The organism is Synechococcus sp. CCY9202 (assembly GCF_034931685.1).
Taxonomy (GTDB): Bacteria; Cyanobacteriota; Cyanobacteriia; order PCC-6307; family Cyanobiaceae; genus CBW1002.
This window is the reverse complement of record NZ_JAYGID010000002.1, coordinates 31230-45421: the sequence shown is the minus strand read 5'-3', so window position 1 is coordinate 45421 and position 14192 is coordinate 31230. Positions and strand designations below refer to the sequence as shown.

The 14192-nt window shown below is 62.0% G+C and carries 14 protein-coding genes and 1 pseudogene; 8 read left to right on the top strand and 7 right to left on the bottom strand.

Going from position 1 to position 14192, the window contains the following annotated elements; translation table 11 throughout:
- Positions 1 to 15: 15 nt before the first annotated feature.
- Positions 16 to 1545: an ATP-binding protein gene (locus tag VB777_RS00635; protein ID WP_323246398.1), complete on the bottom strand. Its 1530-nt coding sequence runs from the start codon at positions 1543 to 1545 to the stop codon at positions 16 to 18.
- 571 nt (positions 1546 to 2116) lie between these two features.
- Between VB777_RS00635 and VB777_RS00630 the strand changes: the two are divergent.
- Together VB777_RS00630 and VB777_RS00625 are read left to right on the top strand one after the other, a co-directional pair.
- Positions 2117 to 2560 (top strand): annotated as a pseudogene (locus tag VB777_RS00630) (sugar transferase); the annotation flags it as partial.
- Positions 2561 to 2563: 3 nt separating this feature from the next.
- Entirely contained in the window at positions 2564 to 3064 is a 501-nt protein-coding gene (locus VB777_RS00625; protein ID WP_323246394.1) for an ATP-binding protein, read from the top strand.
- Here VB777_RS00625 and VB777_RS00620 read toward each other — a convergent pair.
- Complete coding sequence (locus tag VB777_RS00620) at positions 3057 to 3521, bottom strand: hypothetical protein (protein ID WP_323246392.1); 465 nt, start codon at positions 3519 to 3521, stop codon at positions 3057 to 3059. The genes VB777_RS00625 and VB777_RS00620 overlap by 8 nt on opposite strands.
- 97 nt (positions 3522 to 3618) lie before the next feature.
- Complete coding sequence (locus VB777_RS00615; RefSeq protein WP_323246390.1) at positions 3619 to 4260, bottom strand: HAD family phosphatase; 642 nt, start codon at positions 4258 to 4260, stop codon at positions 3619 to 3621.
- A 172-nt stretch (positions 4261 to 4432) separates the two neighbouring features.
- Here VB777_RS00615 and acs point away from each other — a divergent pair, with 172 nt between their 5' ends.
- Both acs and VB777_RS00605 read left to right on the top strand, forming a co-directional pair.
- Positions 4433 to 6400 (top strand): acetate--CoA ligase, encoded by a 1968-nt coding sequence (acs, locus tag VB777_RS00610; RefSeq protein ID WP_323246388.1) that lies wholly within the window; start codon positions 4433 to 4435, stop codon positions 6398 to 6400.
- Positions 6401 to 6447: 47 nt separating this feature from the next.
- Positions 6448 to 6996 (top strand): hypothetical protein, encoded by a 549-nt coding sequence (locus tag VB777_RS00605; protein WP_323246386.1) that lies wholly within the window; start codon positions 6448 to 6450, stop codon positions 6994 to 6996.
- A 134-nt stretch (positions 6997 to 7130) separates the two neighbouring features.
- Here VB777_RS00605 and VB777_RS00600 read toward each other — a convergent pair whose 3' ends face one another.
- On the bottom strand, positions 7131 to 7946 hold the full coding sequence (locus VB777_RS00600; protein WP_323246384.1) for a polyphosphate kinase 2 family protein: 816 nt from the start codon (positions 7944 to 7946) through the stop codon (positions 7131 to 7133).
- 362 nt (positions 7947 to 8308) lie between these two features.
- A complete protein-coding gene (locus VB777_RS00595; RefSeq protein WP_323246382.1) occupies positions 8309 to 8989 on the bottom strand; it encodes a hypothetical protein in 681 nt (226 codons plus the stop codon).
- A gap of 117 nt (positions 8990 to 9106) precedes the next feature.
- Here VB777_RS00595 and VB777_RS00590 point away from each other — a divergent pair, with 117 nt between their 5' ends.
- From VB777_RS00590 to VB777_RS00575, 4 genes are all read left to right on the top strand, one after another.
- Positions 9107 to 10633, top strand: a complete 1527-nt coding sequence (locus VB777_RS00590) for a dienelactone hydrolase (protein ID WP_323246380.1) — start codon at positions 9107 to 9109, stop codon at positions 10631 to 10633.
- Positions 10634 to 10931: 298 nt separating this feature from the next.
- Positions 10932 to 11249 carry an HPF/RaiA family ribosome-associated protein gene (locus VB777_RS00585; RefSeq protein WP_323246378.1) on the top strand — a complete coding sequence of 106 codons (318 nt, stop codon included), beginning with the start codon at positions 10932 to 10934 and terminating at the stop codon, positions 11247 to 11249.
- Between the two features lie 169 nt (positions 11250 to 11418).
- Positions 11419 to 11907, top strand: a complete 489-nt coding sequence (locus tag VB777_RS00580) for a hypothetical protein (protein ID WP_323246376.1) — start codon at positions 11419 to 11421, stop codon at positions 11905 to 11907.
- A gap of 26 nt (positions 11908 to 11933) precedes the next feature.
- On the top strand, positions 11934 to 12119 hold the full coding sequence (locus tag VB777_RS00575) for a hypothetical protein (protein ID WP_197155124.1): 186 nt from the start codon (positions 11934 to 11936) through the stop codon (positions 12117 to 12119).
- 247 nt (positions 12120 to 12366) lie between these two features.
- Here VB777_RS00575 and VB777_RS00570 read toward each other — a convergent pair whose 3' ends face one another.
- Positions 12367 to 12789 carry a hypothetical protein gene (locus VB777_RS00570; protein ID WP_323246374.1) on the bottom strand — a complete coding sequence of 141 codons (423 nt, stop codon included), beginning with the start codon at positions 12787 to 12789 and terminating at the stop codon, positions 12367 to 12369.
- A 167-nt stretch (positions 12790 to 12956) separates the two neighbouring features.
- Complete coding sequence (locus VB777_RS00565; RefSeq protein ID WP_323246372.1) at positions 12957 to 14102, bottom strand: hypothetical protein; 1146 nt, start codon at positions 14100 to 14102, stop codon at positions 12957 to 12959.
- Positions 14103 to 14192 lie beyond the last annotated feature (90 nt).

The window sequence follows — 14192 nt, the reverse complement described above, 5'->3', positions numbered from 1 at the left end:
AAGCCTCCAAAGATGTCATCGGTCATGGCCTGACGTCCCCATGACCAGTCTGACAGAGGCCTTTGGACTTGGCCGTGGGTGTTTCGGACGCGAGGGCGTGCTCAGGGGTACTGGTACGTTTCCTGAAACCGGGGGATCCTCAAGGACCAGCAGCTGGCTGCGACTGGCAGAGACCAGCAACCCACGGGTGCCCGCAGGCAAGGTGGTTTCCCAGGCTGCGGCCTGACAGACCGACTCATCCACCTCGGCTTCAATCGTGAAGCAGAAGCTGGAGCCCTGTCCGGGGGTGCTGGTCACGGTGATGTCGCCACCCATACGTTCACACAGGCGCTTGCAGATCACCAGTCCGAGGCCAGTACCGCCGTAGCGACGGGTCATCGACGCATCAGCCTGCACGAAGGGCTCGAACAGCATGGGCAGCTGTTCAGCAGCAATGCCGATTCCCGTGTCTTCGATCAAGAACCGCAGCCGAACGTGGGACCGGAAGGCCGTCTGAGGCTCGCTGGGCAGGGCCAGCACCGACGCCTGAACGCGCACATCACCACGCTGTGTAAATTTAACGGCATTACTCACCAGATTTGTAAGGATCTGACGTAAGCGAACCGCATCACCAAGGATGTGGGACGGAACATCGGAATCCACGCAATAGGTGAGCGTATTGTGCCTGCGAGCAGCCTCATCGGCAAGAAGATCCAGCACGTCTTCGATGCAAGAACGCAGCTCGAAGATGCGGTTCTCAAGATCCAGCTTGCCGGATTCGATCTTGGAAAAACTGAGAATGTCGTTAATGATGGTCAACAAGGCCTGACCGCTGCTGCGAATCGTCTGCACCGCATCCAGCTGCTCCTCATCCAACGAACTGCAGAGCAGCAGCTCGGTCATGCCGATGATCCCGTTCATCGGCGTGCGGATCTCATGGCTCATCGCCGCCAGAAAGGCATCTTTCGCCTGACCGGCCAGCACCGCAGTCTCCCGGGCTTCAGTCAGCTCGGCATTGCGTTGCTGCAGGGCATCAATCGCCTCGCGGTCATGGCAGAGGAGGTCATGGTGTTCCACCGCCAGGGCCAGGAGATCAGCGCGATCGGCCAGCAGGCTTTGCTGCTCAGGACTCCAGGGCTGAGCGAGAGGCTGCGTTCGATAGGCAAGCAGACAACCCCACACGCCACCATGACGCCGTATCGGCTTCAGCAGAGCGGCGACGGCACCCAGGGCGGCCCAGGACGCCTGCTGGTCTGCAGCCAGGGGGGCCAGGCTCAGATCCGCAAAGGCCAGAGGGCCTTGCACCTCCAGAAGCGAATCGAAGACCAGGCTGCCTGGATCCAACGGCGTCGCGGACGTGGGCCACTGAGCCACAGGCAACCAGCCGCCAGCCTGCTTCCGGGCCAGAACCACAACCACCGCTTCCGGTATCAGGGAGGCCAGCTCCTCAACGACCACAGCGGCGATCCGGCCAGGATCAGCACCCTCGCGGATCAGGGCGGCGATGGAGGGATGGGGGACGGGGAGCCCACCAAGAGACAACGGCAAACCGGATCCAGAGGGCATTAACGGCATCCCGGATCGACGGAGCCTCCACAGGCCAGGGGGAGGGGGTTCAAACCGGAGCAAAGCCGCATGGAAGCTCGGGTCCCTTGACGACTCAGGTCTAACACTAGGAAAGAGGGAGACCGAAAACCAAAGATTGCAACATCCTGCTCCAGGCTGTGTGGTCCCCAGCGGATGCTCAGGCTTCGATTAACTCTGGCAAAAAATAACATGAGGCGTTGGAGAAGGATTCTCCTGCAAGGCCATGCCCATGATGACCATGCCAGGCCATTCAACATAGACAAGAATCTCCATCTCGCCGATGGCTTGTATTAACAGGATTACAGACACGTCCAGATTGACCTTTCCCAGCCTATAATAAGGAATGGAGACACAGCAAGACTTGCAGGCAAACCACATCACGACGATGGAGGGCCTGCCGAGCCACCTGCCAACGATTCACCTCCTTGCGGATCACGGGTGGTGATGAAACTGGCCCTGTCGCTGGCGGGCCTGGACAAGGCGATTCCGCTGACCGCCGGCGCCGAGGACGTGAACCCGGCCCAGGCGGTGAACACCAAAGAGCGGCCGGCGCTTCCGCCTCTGGAAGTTCCGCTCGATGGTGGTGAATGCCGAAGCCCTGCGGGATACGGTGAAAAACGAAGCCAGCGGCGCCTTCTTCAAGAACAAGAACGACCCCCGCATCACCCGGGTTGGTCGCTTCCTGCGCCGCACCAGCCTCGATGAAATCCCCCAGTTCTGGAACGTGGTGATCGGCGACATGAGCCTGATCGGCACCCGACCGCCCACCGCAGACGAGGCGGACCGCTACGCCGTTCCCAACTGGCAGCGGCTCGATGTGCGGCCGGGATTGTCGGGCGAATGGCAGGTGAACGGCCGCTCCAAGGTTCTCGATTTCGAAGATGTGATCAAGATGGATCTGCGCTACCAGGAGAACTGGAGCCTGGCCTATGACCTCAAGCTGATCGTGCGCACCTTCCTGGTGATCTTCAGCAAGCGTTCCGGAGCCGCCTGATCCATGGCTCTCCCAGGCCCCGGCGGCGATCGCGAGCGTCGCTTCGCCAGCCACCTCGATGCCATCCCTGAGCTGCTCGACTGGTTCGAGCACCATCAGCCCACCGGGATTGATCCGATGCTGTGGATCCAGGCGCAGACAGCCCTGGTGGAGGCCTTCACCAATGCGGTGCGTCACGCCCATGCCGCCCTGGTGCCGCCACCGGAGGTGGTGGTGAGTCTGGAGTGCATCGGCGGCAGCCTGCGGCTCTGCATCCGCGACCAGGGCGACCCGTTTGACATGGAAGCCGCCTGGAGTCAGTCGGAGCAGGAGCAAGACTCCGATGACGAGGCAGATGATCTTCCCAGTCTCGATAACGATGGCCTGCCGATCCTGCCGGTGCGTGATGCCCACTGGGGCCTGATCATGCTGCGCAAACTGCAGCAGGATTTCGGCTGGACGATCCGCTACGACGCGCTACCCGAAGGCGGCAATGTGCTGGTGCTGGAGCACTCCCTCAGCTGAGACCCAACGATGTCTCGGGTGATGAGGCCTGTGTTCTGACGTCAGCTGAATCAGCAGGCCGAGCGAACAGATCGACGCGGAACCAGTCGGGCCGGCCGCAGGCCTCCGGGTGGATCCAGGTCCAGCGGGTCCAGAGTTCCAGGAAGAGAGTGGTGTCCTGGGGCCCCTTGGCCCAGCCATAGCCCACGTAATCACCCCAGACCACCGGAGGCCGGCCGGCGTAGACATGGCGCCCCCGAGCGGCACCAACCTCGCTGACGTGCAGGATCGGACTGCCCTGGTAGGTGAACACGAGCCGCTTCTGCCGGGCCTGCTCCGGATCCGGCACCTTGAACCAGACCTTCTTGCTGTGCTGCAGATACCAGAAACGCCAGGAACACGCGGGCGACACCCGGTCGTGATGGGAGGAGAAGAGTGTGCCGCGCACCTGCAGATCAGGGGGAGCCGAGGGCAGCATCACAGCGCGGTGAGGAAAGAACGACGTCGGGCGTAGCCCGCAGGCCCCGATCATCATCAGAGCGCCCAGAAGAGGCAGGAGTCGTGACAGAGAACGCTCAGGGCAGATGGACCTGCTCCAGGGAGGCCAGGCAAACCACGCCGGCAGGGTAAGCCGTGCAGGCGGTTCCCGGTGGCACCAGAACGTGCACGTGGCAGCCGGCCGCCAGGGCCGAGCGGCAACCGGCCAGAGAGTCTTCAAAGGCCCAGCAGTCGCCGGGATTCACCCCCAGGCGTGCGGCAGCCAGCTGGAAGATGTCTGGCGCCGGTTTGCCCTGGCGCAGCTGCGGGTCATCGCCATACACCCGCTCCACAATCAGCGCGAGCCAGGGATGGGGAGCGGCCTTGATCGCCACTGAGGCCTCGGCACTGCTGGTGGCCAGAGCCATGGGGATGCCGAGCTGGTGGCAACGCTGCACCAGTGCGGGGGCACCGGCCATCGGCAGGGCCTGACCGAGCAGGGCTTCCGCGATCGGCTGACGCACCGCCAGCAAGGCCTCCACAGGCACCGGCTCTGGCAGCAGGCTCCGCACCCGCTCGGCGCAATCCAGCCGTGGCCTGCCCCGCAGGTCGAGCAGCTGGGCCTCGCTGAGATCCCCACCGAAATGGCAGGCCGCCTCGCGCCAGGCCCGGCCGTGCAGCGGCTCGGTATCGAGCAGGAGACCATCGAGGTCGAACAGGCAGGCGGCAGGGGAACCCATGGGCGCATCCTCGCGCCTGAGGATGCTTCACTGCAGCCGCATCACCACAGCCGCAGCCCCGCAGCCTCCCGCAGCCGCAGCCTGGACCTGCACACTTGAACAAGCGTGTCACCCCACAGCCGCCGTCCGGGGCGCCTCGCTTGAATGCCATCTGGCCGGCAGGTTGGTTGCGATGGGCGAAACCACGATCGAATCCGTGCTCCAGGAGGGGCGGGTGTTCGCGCCGCCAGCGGAGCTGGCCGCTTCCGCCGCCATCGGCAGCATGGAGGCCTACGAGGCCCTGGTGGCACGCATCGAAGCCGATCCCGATGCCTTCTGGGGTGAGCAGGCACGCCAGCACCTGCACTGGTTCGAGCCCTTCGACACGGTGCTCGACTGGAGCAACCCTCCCTTCGCCCGCTGGTTTGAGGGGGGCACCACAAACCTCAGCTTCAACTGCCTCGATCGGCACCTGGAGGGCCCCCGAGCCGACAAGACAGCCCTGATCTGGGAGGGAGAGCCCGGCGATGAGCGGCGCTTCACCTACCGGCAGCTGCACGCCGCGGTGTGCCAGGCGGCCAATGCGCTCAAGGCGCTCGGCATCGGCAAGGGCGATCTGGTGGCCCTGTACATGCCGATGGTGCCGGAGGCGGCGATCGCCATGCTGGCCTGCGCCCGCATCGGCGCCCCCCATTCGGTGGTGTTCGGCGGCTTCTCCGCCGATGCCCTGCGGGATCGGCTCAACGATGGCGCCGCCAAGGCGGTGATCACCGCCGATGGCGGCTTCCGCAAGGACAAGGCCGTAGCCCTCAAGCCAGCGGTGGATCAGGCCCTGGCCGGTGGCGCCTGCCCGAGCGTGGAACAGGTGCTGGTGGTGCAGCGCACCAACCAGGAGGTGGCGATGACCTCCGGCCGCGATCAGTGGTGGCACGAGCTGGTCGAGGGCCAGAGCAGCGATTGCCCCGCTGAGCCGATGGCCAGTGAAGACCGACTGTTCGTGCTCTACACCTCAGGATCCACGGGCAAACCGAAAGGGGTGGTGCACACCACCGCCGGCTACAACCTCTGGGCCCATCTCACCTTCCAGTGGATCTTTGATCTGCGCGAGCACGACATCCATTGGTGCACGGCGGATGTGGGCTGGATCACAGGCCATACCTACATCGTCTACGGCCCCCTTTCCAATGGCGCCACCACCGTGATGTACGAGGGCGCACCACGGCCCTCCAAACCGGGAGCCTTCTGGGAGGTGATCCAGAAGCACAGGGTGTCGATCTTCTACACCGCACCCACCGCCATCCGCGCCTTCATGAAAAACGGCCGGACTGTGCCCGACCAGTACGACATGAGCAGCCTCAGGATCCTTGGCAGCGTGGGGGAGCCGATCAACCCCGAGGCCTGGATGTGGTATCGGGATGTGATCGGCGGCGACCGCTGCCCGGTGGTGGATACCTGGTGGCAGACCGAGACCGGCGGCGTGATGATCAGCCCCCTGCCGGGCGCCATCCCCACCAAGCCGGGCTCCTGCACCCTGCCCCTGCCGGGCATCGCAGCCGATGTGGTGGATCTGGAGGGCAACTCCCAGGGACCGGATCAGGGCGGATATCTGGCGGTGCGTCGTCCCTGGCCCGGGATGATGCGCACAGTGCATGGCGATCCGCAGCGCTTCCGCAAGAGCTATTGGGAGCACATCCGTCCAGCCGATGGCAGCTGGCTCTATTTCGCCGGTGATGGCGCCCGTCGCGATGCCGATGGCTACTACTGGGTGATGGGCCGGGTCGACGACGTGATCAATGTCTCGGGCCACCGTCTTGGCACGATGGAAATCGAATCGGCTCTGGTCAGCCATCCGGCCGTGGCCGAGTCGGCAGTGGTGGGTCGACCCGACGAGCTCAAGGGCGAAGGCATCGTCGCCTTCGTGACCCTCGATGCCGGCCAAGAGGGCGAGGAGTCCCTGATCGCCGAGCTGCGCGCCCATGTGGGGAAAGAGATCGGACCGATCGCCCGACCCGATGAGATCCGCTTCACCGATGCCCTGCCCAAGACCCGCAGTGGCAAGATCATGCGCCGGATACTGCGGGCCCTGGCTGCCGGTGAAGAGGTGAGCGGCGACACCTCAACCCTGGAAGATCGTTCGGTGCTGGATCAGCTGAGAGTCTGAAGCATGGTCACCAACCAGGCGCTCCATCCAGGAAAACGAGACGATCCATGACCCGAAAGCCCGTCCAGGACTTTTTCCTGTTCCTGATTGGCAGTGCTCTGTTTGCAGCCGGGATCTTTCTGTTCACCAATCAGGTGATCGTGGGTTCCAGCACCGGGATCGGCTTTGGCATTCACTCGGGGCGCGGATGGAACCGGGGAGGTGGATCCTTCTTTGGTGGGCTCTTTGCATTTGGGAGTGGCCAGGGATTCGGCCTGCTGATGATCCCCTTTGGAACAGGAGTTGCCTTCCTGCTGGCGGATGTCTACCGAAAACTGGGCTGGTTCCTGATCTGGACATCCTCAGCCGCGATTGGAGCTGCCGTACTGCAGAGCCTCCTGTTCAGCTTCAGACCAGCCAGCCTCTGGAGCCTGATCGCCATGGTCTTCATGATTGGAGGGGGAGCTGGGCTGATGCTCAAGTCGTTACGCAACTACCAGGATGAAGAGCGCGGTCGCGTGGACCGCAATATCGACAACTCCAGACAGGGGATCGAGGAGATGAGGGAAGAACTGGAACGGCTGAAGTCAAAGATCGATATGGACTCCAAAGGCTAAGCAGAGTCTGGACAACTGGACGGCTGGACGACTGGACAGCTGGACAACCCTGGGATCTGCTCGAACCAGGGCCCGAGACTCAACTCCGTGTTTGAAGGCAGCTGTTCCAGATGCAGCCCTGCAGCGATAGAGACTCAAGGGCTGTCTTCGTTCAATAGCTCCTGTTTGGCGGCCTCCAGATGTTGACGAGCCTCCTCACTGACCACGGGATACTTCAGATCCAGTGAATCGAGAGTCTCGATGATGGCCGCCGATACCACGATCCGCGTGAACCACTTGTTGTCAGCTGGCACCACATACCAAGGAGCGACCTTGGTTGCGGTGTGTCGAATCATGTCCTCATAGGCTTTCATGTAGTCGTCCCAGTAAGCGCGCTCCTTGATGTCGTTGGCGGAAAACTTCCAGTTCTTTTCAGGGGTCTCAAGCCGTTCCAGAAAGCGCTTCTTCTGCTCCTTCTTGGAGAGGTGCAGAAAGAACTTGCGCACAACAATGCCATTACTGGAAAGATATTGTTCGTAGTGCCGGATGTCACGGAATCGTTCTTTCCAGATGTCCTTGCCAATCAACGGCTCCGGCAGCGTTTGCTGATGCAGCAGCTCGGGATGGACACGCACCACCAGGGTCTCCTCGTAGTAGCTGCGGTTGAAGATGCCGATCCGCCCCCGCTCGGGCAGTGCGAGATTGCAGCGCCAGAGAAAATCGTGATCCAGGTCCAAAGATGAGGGAGCCTTGAAGCTGGTGACCTGGCAGCCCTGGGGGTTGACCCCGCTCATCACATGCTTGATGGTGCCGTCCTTACCGGCGGCATCCATGGCCTGAAAAGCCAGCAACAGAGCCCAGCGGTCCTGGGCATAGAGCATGTCCTGAAACGCCGCCAGCAGCTCCACGCCCAGGGCCAGGGCTTCTTTGGCCTGGGGGTTTGTCTTCCTGGTCGAAATGGAGCGTGTCACCGGGATCAACATCCTTGAGTCGAAACGATTCTCCGTCTTCAACGCGGAAGGGCCTGGCAAAGTCCTTGGCTCGCTGGATCAACTTCTTCTGGTCTTTGTTCATGGTGGGTTTGGTTCCAACCACTCCTGATCTCCAACCTAAGGGGTTGCTGGCAATCTCTATCGAGCAGAGCCACAAAGTTATTGTTGATTCAGGTGTCGAAGCGAATGGCATCCCTGAAGATCAGGTCGTCTCGCCAAGGCGTGCACCCCGTGCGTGAACGCTTGATTCACGACCAAAACATGCCTGCACCATCGTCGCAACAGAGCCTTGACTGCCTGACTCGACGATCACGGCAGCCCTCCAGCAGCCGCCAGCCCAATCAGTCTTTCAAGCCAGGCCAGAGAAACGTATTGAACCGTCGCCCACCGAGTGTTGCCTGATGGCCCAGGGTGTTGGCCGTCGATAAACTCACAACGGCGCCCATCCGGTCAGCCAGTTTGACACAGTTCTGGAATGTCTGGGGTGTATAGCACTGCACATCCAGTTGATTGCACCCACCGCGGGGAGTCAACCCTGCCTGAAAGGGTTGAATGCTGCAGAAAATTGGATTGGCATAGGCCCTACGGAGCATATAGAAGTCAGACTGCCTATAGTTTGCGAAAAAATGGTCATCCACCTGAATTCCGTCAGCATGGCGGGCTTCATGCACCAGATCTCGGATGCTCATGCGGCGGTACTGTGGAGACTGCACCCAGACCACCGGGATCAGGCCATGCTGGCGGGCTTCCCGGGCCACCTCCTGCTGCATTGCATCCGATACTTTTCGGTAATCCAGAAAGACGACCCGATAGTTTTCGCTGCGGATCTGAGCCATGACCTGGCTCAGACTGCCCTTGGTGGAATGAAACCAGATCTGAGGCTGAGACAGCCAGGTGCCGTTGGGAGCCGCGCCGGCAGCTACTGGTACCAACGCCATCACTATTGCTGCCAGATGTCCGAGAATCTTCCGTATTCGAGGATTGTGGTCAATCATGACGTGGAATCCGATGAACTGATTCACTGATGCCTGTGGCCGTCGACCCTGGCCGCGGGAGGCCATGCCAGATTCTCTCCATCCCAGAGTCTGAAAGGTCTGCGGGCTCCCTTGCAGGTTGGCTGTTCTGCCATCCATCCCACCATGCCGCTCCTGCGCCCAATCCCGTTGTTCGCCCTCGGGCTGATGCTGGCTCCACCGGCCAAGGCCCTGGAGCTGATTGAAATCCGACTACCCCTGGTCGACACCAGCGTCAGTGTGCGGGTGGCGGAACTGCGGGATCCCCAGAGCCTGCTGACGGGCACCAGCGATCTGGCCCAGCTCGATCAAGCCACCGGCGGCTCGTTCGGCAGACGCTTGATCTCCTTTCTGCAGGCCCCCCTGCCCATTCCCATCGGCGCCATCGCCAAGGAGTCGGCAGGCACGCCCCTGATGGCTCAGGTGCTGCTGATCCTGGAGGCACTGGTGAAGGTCGAAGGCCTGGAGGCACCACCCGATCCGGCTCAGATCGTGGCAACGCTCGAACAACGTTCCGCCAAGGGCCAGCTCAGCCTGCTGGATGTGCTGGAGGTGCTCCCCGGACGCAGTGCCTCGATCGAACTGGACCAGGCGGTGTTCGGGCTGCAACGGCTGGTGCGTCAGCAGCAACCCGCCGACAACCTGATCAGCCAAGGCAAACCGGCCGGCATCGATCCGGCCCTGAGCCTTCGAGGGCCTCTCAAGCCGATCCGCCAGCAGGGGTCCATCGCCGCATCGCACCGCCCCGAGCCGCTCCAGGTGGTCTCGATGGCACCCAGCAGCGGTGGCAACGGCCAACTGGTGGTCATCTCCCATGGACTCTGGGACGATCCGGTGAACTTCGAGGGCTGGGGCGCCCACCTGGCCAGCCACGGCTACACCGTGCTGCTGCCCCGCCATCCCGGCAGCGACCAGGCCCAGCAGCAGGCCATGCTTGCCGGCCGGGTGCCGCCGCCGAATCCCGACGACCTGCGGCTGCGCCCCCTGGATGTGTCAGCGGCGATCGATGCTGCCGCCGCCGGCAACCTCGCTCTGCCGTCCCCCGTACGCACGGATCAGGTGGTGGCCATGGGTCAGTCGTGGGGGGCGACCACGGTGCTGCAACTGGCCGGGGCCCGGCCCAGCGCCACCCTGCTGGGCCGCTCCTGCGAGAACCTGAGGGATCCGGCCCGCAACCTCAGCTGGGTGCTCCAGTGCAGCTTCCTGACCAGCGCGAACCGGGCCGGCGGGGCTGATCCCCGGGTCACGGCCGTGGTGGCGGTGAGCCCGCCGATGCGCCTGCTGTTTGATGTCGGAGCCGGCAAGGCGATGAATGGGCGGGTCCTGCTCGTGAGCGGCAGCAAGGACTGGGTGGTACCGGCAGGGCCCGAGGCGATCACACCGATGGCCCAGGAAGCCCGCAACACCGGCGGCGGCCATCGCCTCGTGCTGGTGCAGGGGGGAGATCATTTCAACCTCCGCTCGATCGAAGCCGACGGAGGCGGCCCCCTGCGGGGCCTGCTGCTGGCCTGGACGGAGGGTGCCTTCGCGGCGGGGCCTGCCGCCGCACCGGGACCCAGCGCACCACCGTTGCTGCCAGCGGATGGCTGGGGTGACACCAGCTTCGCCCTGGTGGATGTGACTCCCCTGCTGCCGGCCGTGCCGACGCCCTGATGGAACCCTGCTCAGCCTGATCAGGTGAACCTTGTCACCTCAGCCTTGGCTGCCTGACTGGATCAGCGCAGGGAACGGCTCAATCATCCGTGCGGATGTAAGAAACAGAGGCAAGATATTGCTCCCCGAATGAAAGGAAGGCAAGGAGGCAGAGAGGGAGAGGAAGGTAGAGAAGGAGGGAGCAGAGGGAGAAATGATCAGCCTCTGATATCGGGATGTGAAGCCGTTATGGGCATCCTGTCCAAGTCTGGCTAGTAAGTAGGCAAACCCACAACGCTCATCAACACTGGAGAGAACCGTGCAGATCCAAGTCAATACAGACAAGAATATCTCTGGGCATGAGGCTTTGGCACAAAGCATCGAAACTACCCTGAATCACATTCTGACCCGCTTCGCTGATCATATCACCAGGCTGGAAGTTCACCTGAGCGACGAGAACAGTGCCTCAAAGCCTGGCCCCGTTGACAAGCGATGCCTACTGGAGGCACGGCTCGAGGGACGACAACCAACATCTGTCAGCGATCAATCCACGACCATTGATCAAGCGGTATCAGGCGCTGCCCATAAGATGGTGAGGTTACTGGAAAGTGAACTGGGCAGGCTTGACAATCACTAGCCTTTGATCAGTCAGCACTCAGTCTTATCTCTTGCAACATACCAGCGAATAGCTCCAAAAGTGTCTGCAGACCAGAGTCTCTGGTACCCAGTCAGGCCTGCTTTCCAGATCGGCCTGGACAATGGAAAGAGCTACGACCTGCCACCGATCGAGCACAATGGGCGCCTGGATGAAACGTCCGTTGACTCTGACGATAGTTGTATTGATCATCGCTGGATGGGCTGTTGTCTTTGACTTGCTTCGCAACGGCTTCTCACTCGCCTCTGCCTGCGACTTCGGGTTCGGCAGACGACATCAAGACTTGCAGATCCAGTTTCTCCGCACCATGTTCAAGGAGCCCCTTCCCGAGAAAATCAAGATTGATACCTTTGCCTGCAGTGGCTTTCAGGATTTCACGGTGACGTCCAAATTTCGCCTTCAAACGCAGGATGGCGCCAAGCTGCTTGAGGCGCTAACGCGAACATACTCCTCGCCTCAGAACAGCGAGTTTGTCAAAGATGCTGAGAAACGACAATCAGTCGTGACGTTTCCAGATGGCAAGCTGACCAGCTTTTATCTTCCTGGCGTCAAGGTTGTCTACAGCAGAGAAATCAAGGTCAGGTTTCCTGCCAACAGCACCAGCGAAGCTACGATTGATTTTGTTGGCACCCAGTGGTGAGAATCCAGCACCTCCATGCCGATCCCATGACGCCTCCATCCACGCAGCACGTGCTCATCATCCACGAGGTTGCCGACTATCCCGCCTGGACCTCACTTGACAATGCAAGGCGCTTTTTCGACTCGCCAAAGCTGGAAAGAATCAGGGTGGAGGCTGGCGTCAAGTCTCCGGAATTCATTGACCTGAAACAACTGGAAGCGGGCATTCTATGAAGGCAGGCTGCCCGGATTCGCCATGAACCGATTGGATCACATCTGTTTGCTGGCAGAGCACAACAGCTGGATAGACACCAAGGTCTTTAAGGCTGACAAAGCGCTGAAAACCGCATAGCTCAATCCCAACAGAGGAGCCTTCCTGGGCTCCATTCATCAAATTCCCGCGAAGCCTTCCCAGCGCATGGTCTGATGGCTTCGACAGCATCGTTGGCACCGATAGCTCCAATGAATCCGATGGATCCGATCAATGTCTGAAATCCTTGTGCCGCACGGCCGCAATGAAAGCCTGCAAGCTGGCTGGATCCTTGAAGCCATCGGATCCCTTGACACCGCACTTCACATCCACGCCAAAGGGCTGAACCTGCTCGATCGCCTGGCCCAGGTTCGGGACATCGAGGCCACCGGCCAGATTGAGCGACACAGGCAGGCTGCCCCGGATGGGGATCACGTTGGGGCTCTCGCCGGGGCGGATGCGGGTCCAGTCGACCGTGGTGCTCTTGGCTGAATCGCTCAGGGTCTGCAGAGCCAGGATCTGGTGGGCCTGGCGGGCAATCAGATCCGCCGATCCGCGCGAGCCGATCTCCTCATCGGGGTTGAACAGCACCGTGATCCTGGCGAAATCGCGGACGTTCCGTTCGGCCGTCAGCTCCAGGGCCTGCAGGATCATCACAGTCGTAGTGGACCATCAGCAGGATCCGGCGGCTGCCGGCGCCTCGGATCTGGCCGACCACGATGTCGCCCACGGAGGGCTTGACCGGCAGGAGATCCTGCTCCGCCTGTGTCCACCCCTGGAGGAGGAGGTTGCCTGGACCATCACCATCCACTTGGGAGTTGTCATCCGCCTGGCGGCAGGTTCACCCAACAGAGCCAGATGCTCAGGCCACTGATCAACACCATGGCCAGGGGCCAGATGTCATCAAGGCGATGCAGCCGCTGCTGCAGGATCTCCTTGCCGTCCCCATCGGGCATGGCTTCCATGTCGCTGTAGCGGCGGCCGATCCAGATCACCAGCACAAACGCCATCAGGGTGACCACGTAGGCCACCACGTACACCTGATCGAGAAAGGTGAGGAACGGCAGCTGGGGCAACTCCGCGCGGTAGGTCTGCTGCAGAAACACCAGGGTCAGCAGCACCGTGACCGGGATACTGGCGCGGGCATCCTGTTCATCGGGCCGCACCTTGAACACCAGCAGCACCATCACCATCAGCACCGCCAGGGGCAACAGCAGGCGCCAGAAGGCGGCCCAGGCGGAGATGCCGAAGGAGATATCGAACACCACCTGGCTGTAATCGTTCTCGGCACCACCCAGGCCGAAGTTGGTGGCGTAGTGGTGCCGGTACTCCGCGATCGACCAGCCGCGGTTGAGCCAGCCGATGATGCCGGCGTAGAGCCCCATGCCACTGTTCTGGAGATCCGGTTCGAGCCGGAGGCTGCTGTAGTCGAGGCCGCCATCGACGTCGTCGACCTCCAGCACCAGGGGCAGACTCACGGTCATGAAGGGAAAGTGGCGGAAACTGGCCTTGTCGATGTAGAAGCGCCCGATGTAGTTGAACAACTGGTAAAAGCTGCCATCAGCGAGGCGTACCGGACGATCGACCAGGGGCCGCAACACCGGATCAGCATCGGACAGCAGGCCGTTGAGCAGGGTGAAACGGCGGTCGATGCTGGTGTTCTGCGCTTCGAGATAGCGCTGCAGCGGCTCGTCCCAGCGCAGCCACACGTAGCCACCAGACGAATAGCTGGGGATGTTCAGTTCGAGGTCGTAGGTGCTGTTGACATACACCCCCACCTGCACATGGTTCGCGGCCCGTTCCAGAGCCACCTGGTCTTCGCGGGCTTCCGTCGCGTTCAGCCGCTCCCCTCGCAGGGAGGTCCAGCCACCGCCGGCCAGCAGGGCCGGATCGGTGCTGAGCGCCCGGGAGGCCGAGGACAGCCGCAGCGAGTCTCGGCTGCGCACCTGGGCGACATCAATCCGCATCAGCCCCAGAATCAACAGGGCGACGGCAAGAACAACGGACCCAATGGCAAGACCATTCCAGCGCTTCCGCCGTCGACCGGGCGCCCTGCC

What these genes read in the sequence shown, in the direction of transcription:
- VB777_RS00580 (WP_323246376.1), top strand. Translation starts at nt 11,419, where the DNA reads ATGAAACGTCCGTTGACTCTGACGATAGTTGTATTGATCATCGCTGGA.
- acs (WP_323246388.1), top strand. Translation starts at nt 4,433, where the DNA reads ATGGGCGAAACCACGATCGAATCCGTGCTCCAGGAGGGGCGGGTGTTC.
- VB777_RS00635 (WP_323246398.1), bottom strand. Translation starts at nt 1,545, where the DNA reads ATGCCCTCTGGATCCGGTTTGCCGTTGTCTCTTGGTGGGCTCCCCGTC.
- VB777_RS00605 (WP_323246386.1), top strand. Translation starts at nt 6,448, where the DNA reads ATGACCCGAAAGCCCGTCCAGGACTTTTTCCTGTTCCTGATTGGCAGT.
- VB777_RS00620 (WP_323246392.1), bottom strand. Translation starts at nt 3,521, where the DNA reads ATGCTGCCCTCGGCTCCCCCTGATCTGCAGGTGCGCGGCACACTCTTC.
- VB777_RS00590 (WP_323246380.1), top strand. Translation starts at nt 9,107, where the DNA reads ATGCCGCTCCTGCGCCCAATCCCGTTGTTCGCCCTCGGGCTGATGCTG.
- VB777_RS00615 (WP_323246390.1), bottom strand. Translation starts at nt 4,260, where the DNA reads ATGGGTTCCCCTGCCGCCTGCCTGTTCGACCTCGATGGTCTCCTGCTC.
- VB777_RS00565 (WP_323246372.1), bottom strand. Translation starts at nt 14,102, where the DNA reads ATGCGGATTGATGTCGCCCAGGTGCGCAGCCGAGACTCGCTGCGGCTG.
- VB777_RS00575 (WP_197155124.1), top strand. Translation starts at nt 11,934, where the DNA reads ATGACGCCTCCATCCACGCAGCACGTGCTCATCATCCACGAGGTTGCC.
- VB777_RS00570 (WP_323246374.1), bottom strand. Translation starts at nt 12,789, where the DNA reads ATGATCCTGCAGGCCCTGGAGCTGACGGCCGAACGGAACGTCCGCGAT.
- VB777_RS00625 (WP_323246394.1), top strand. Translation starts at nt 2,564, where the DNA reads ATGGCTCTCCCAGGCCCCGGCGGCGATCGCGAGCGTCGCTTCGCCAGC.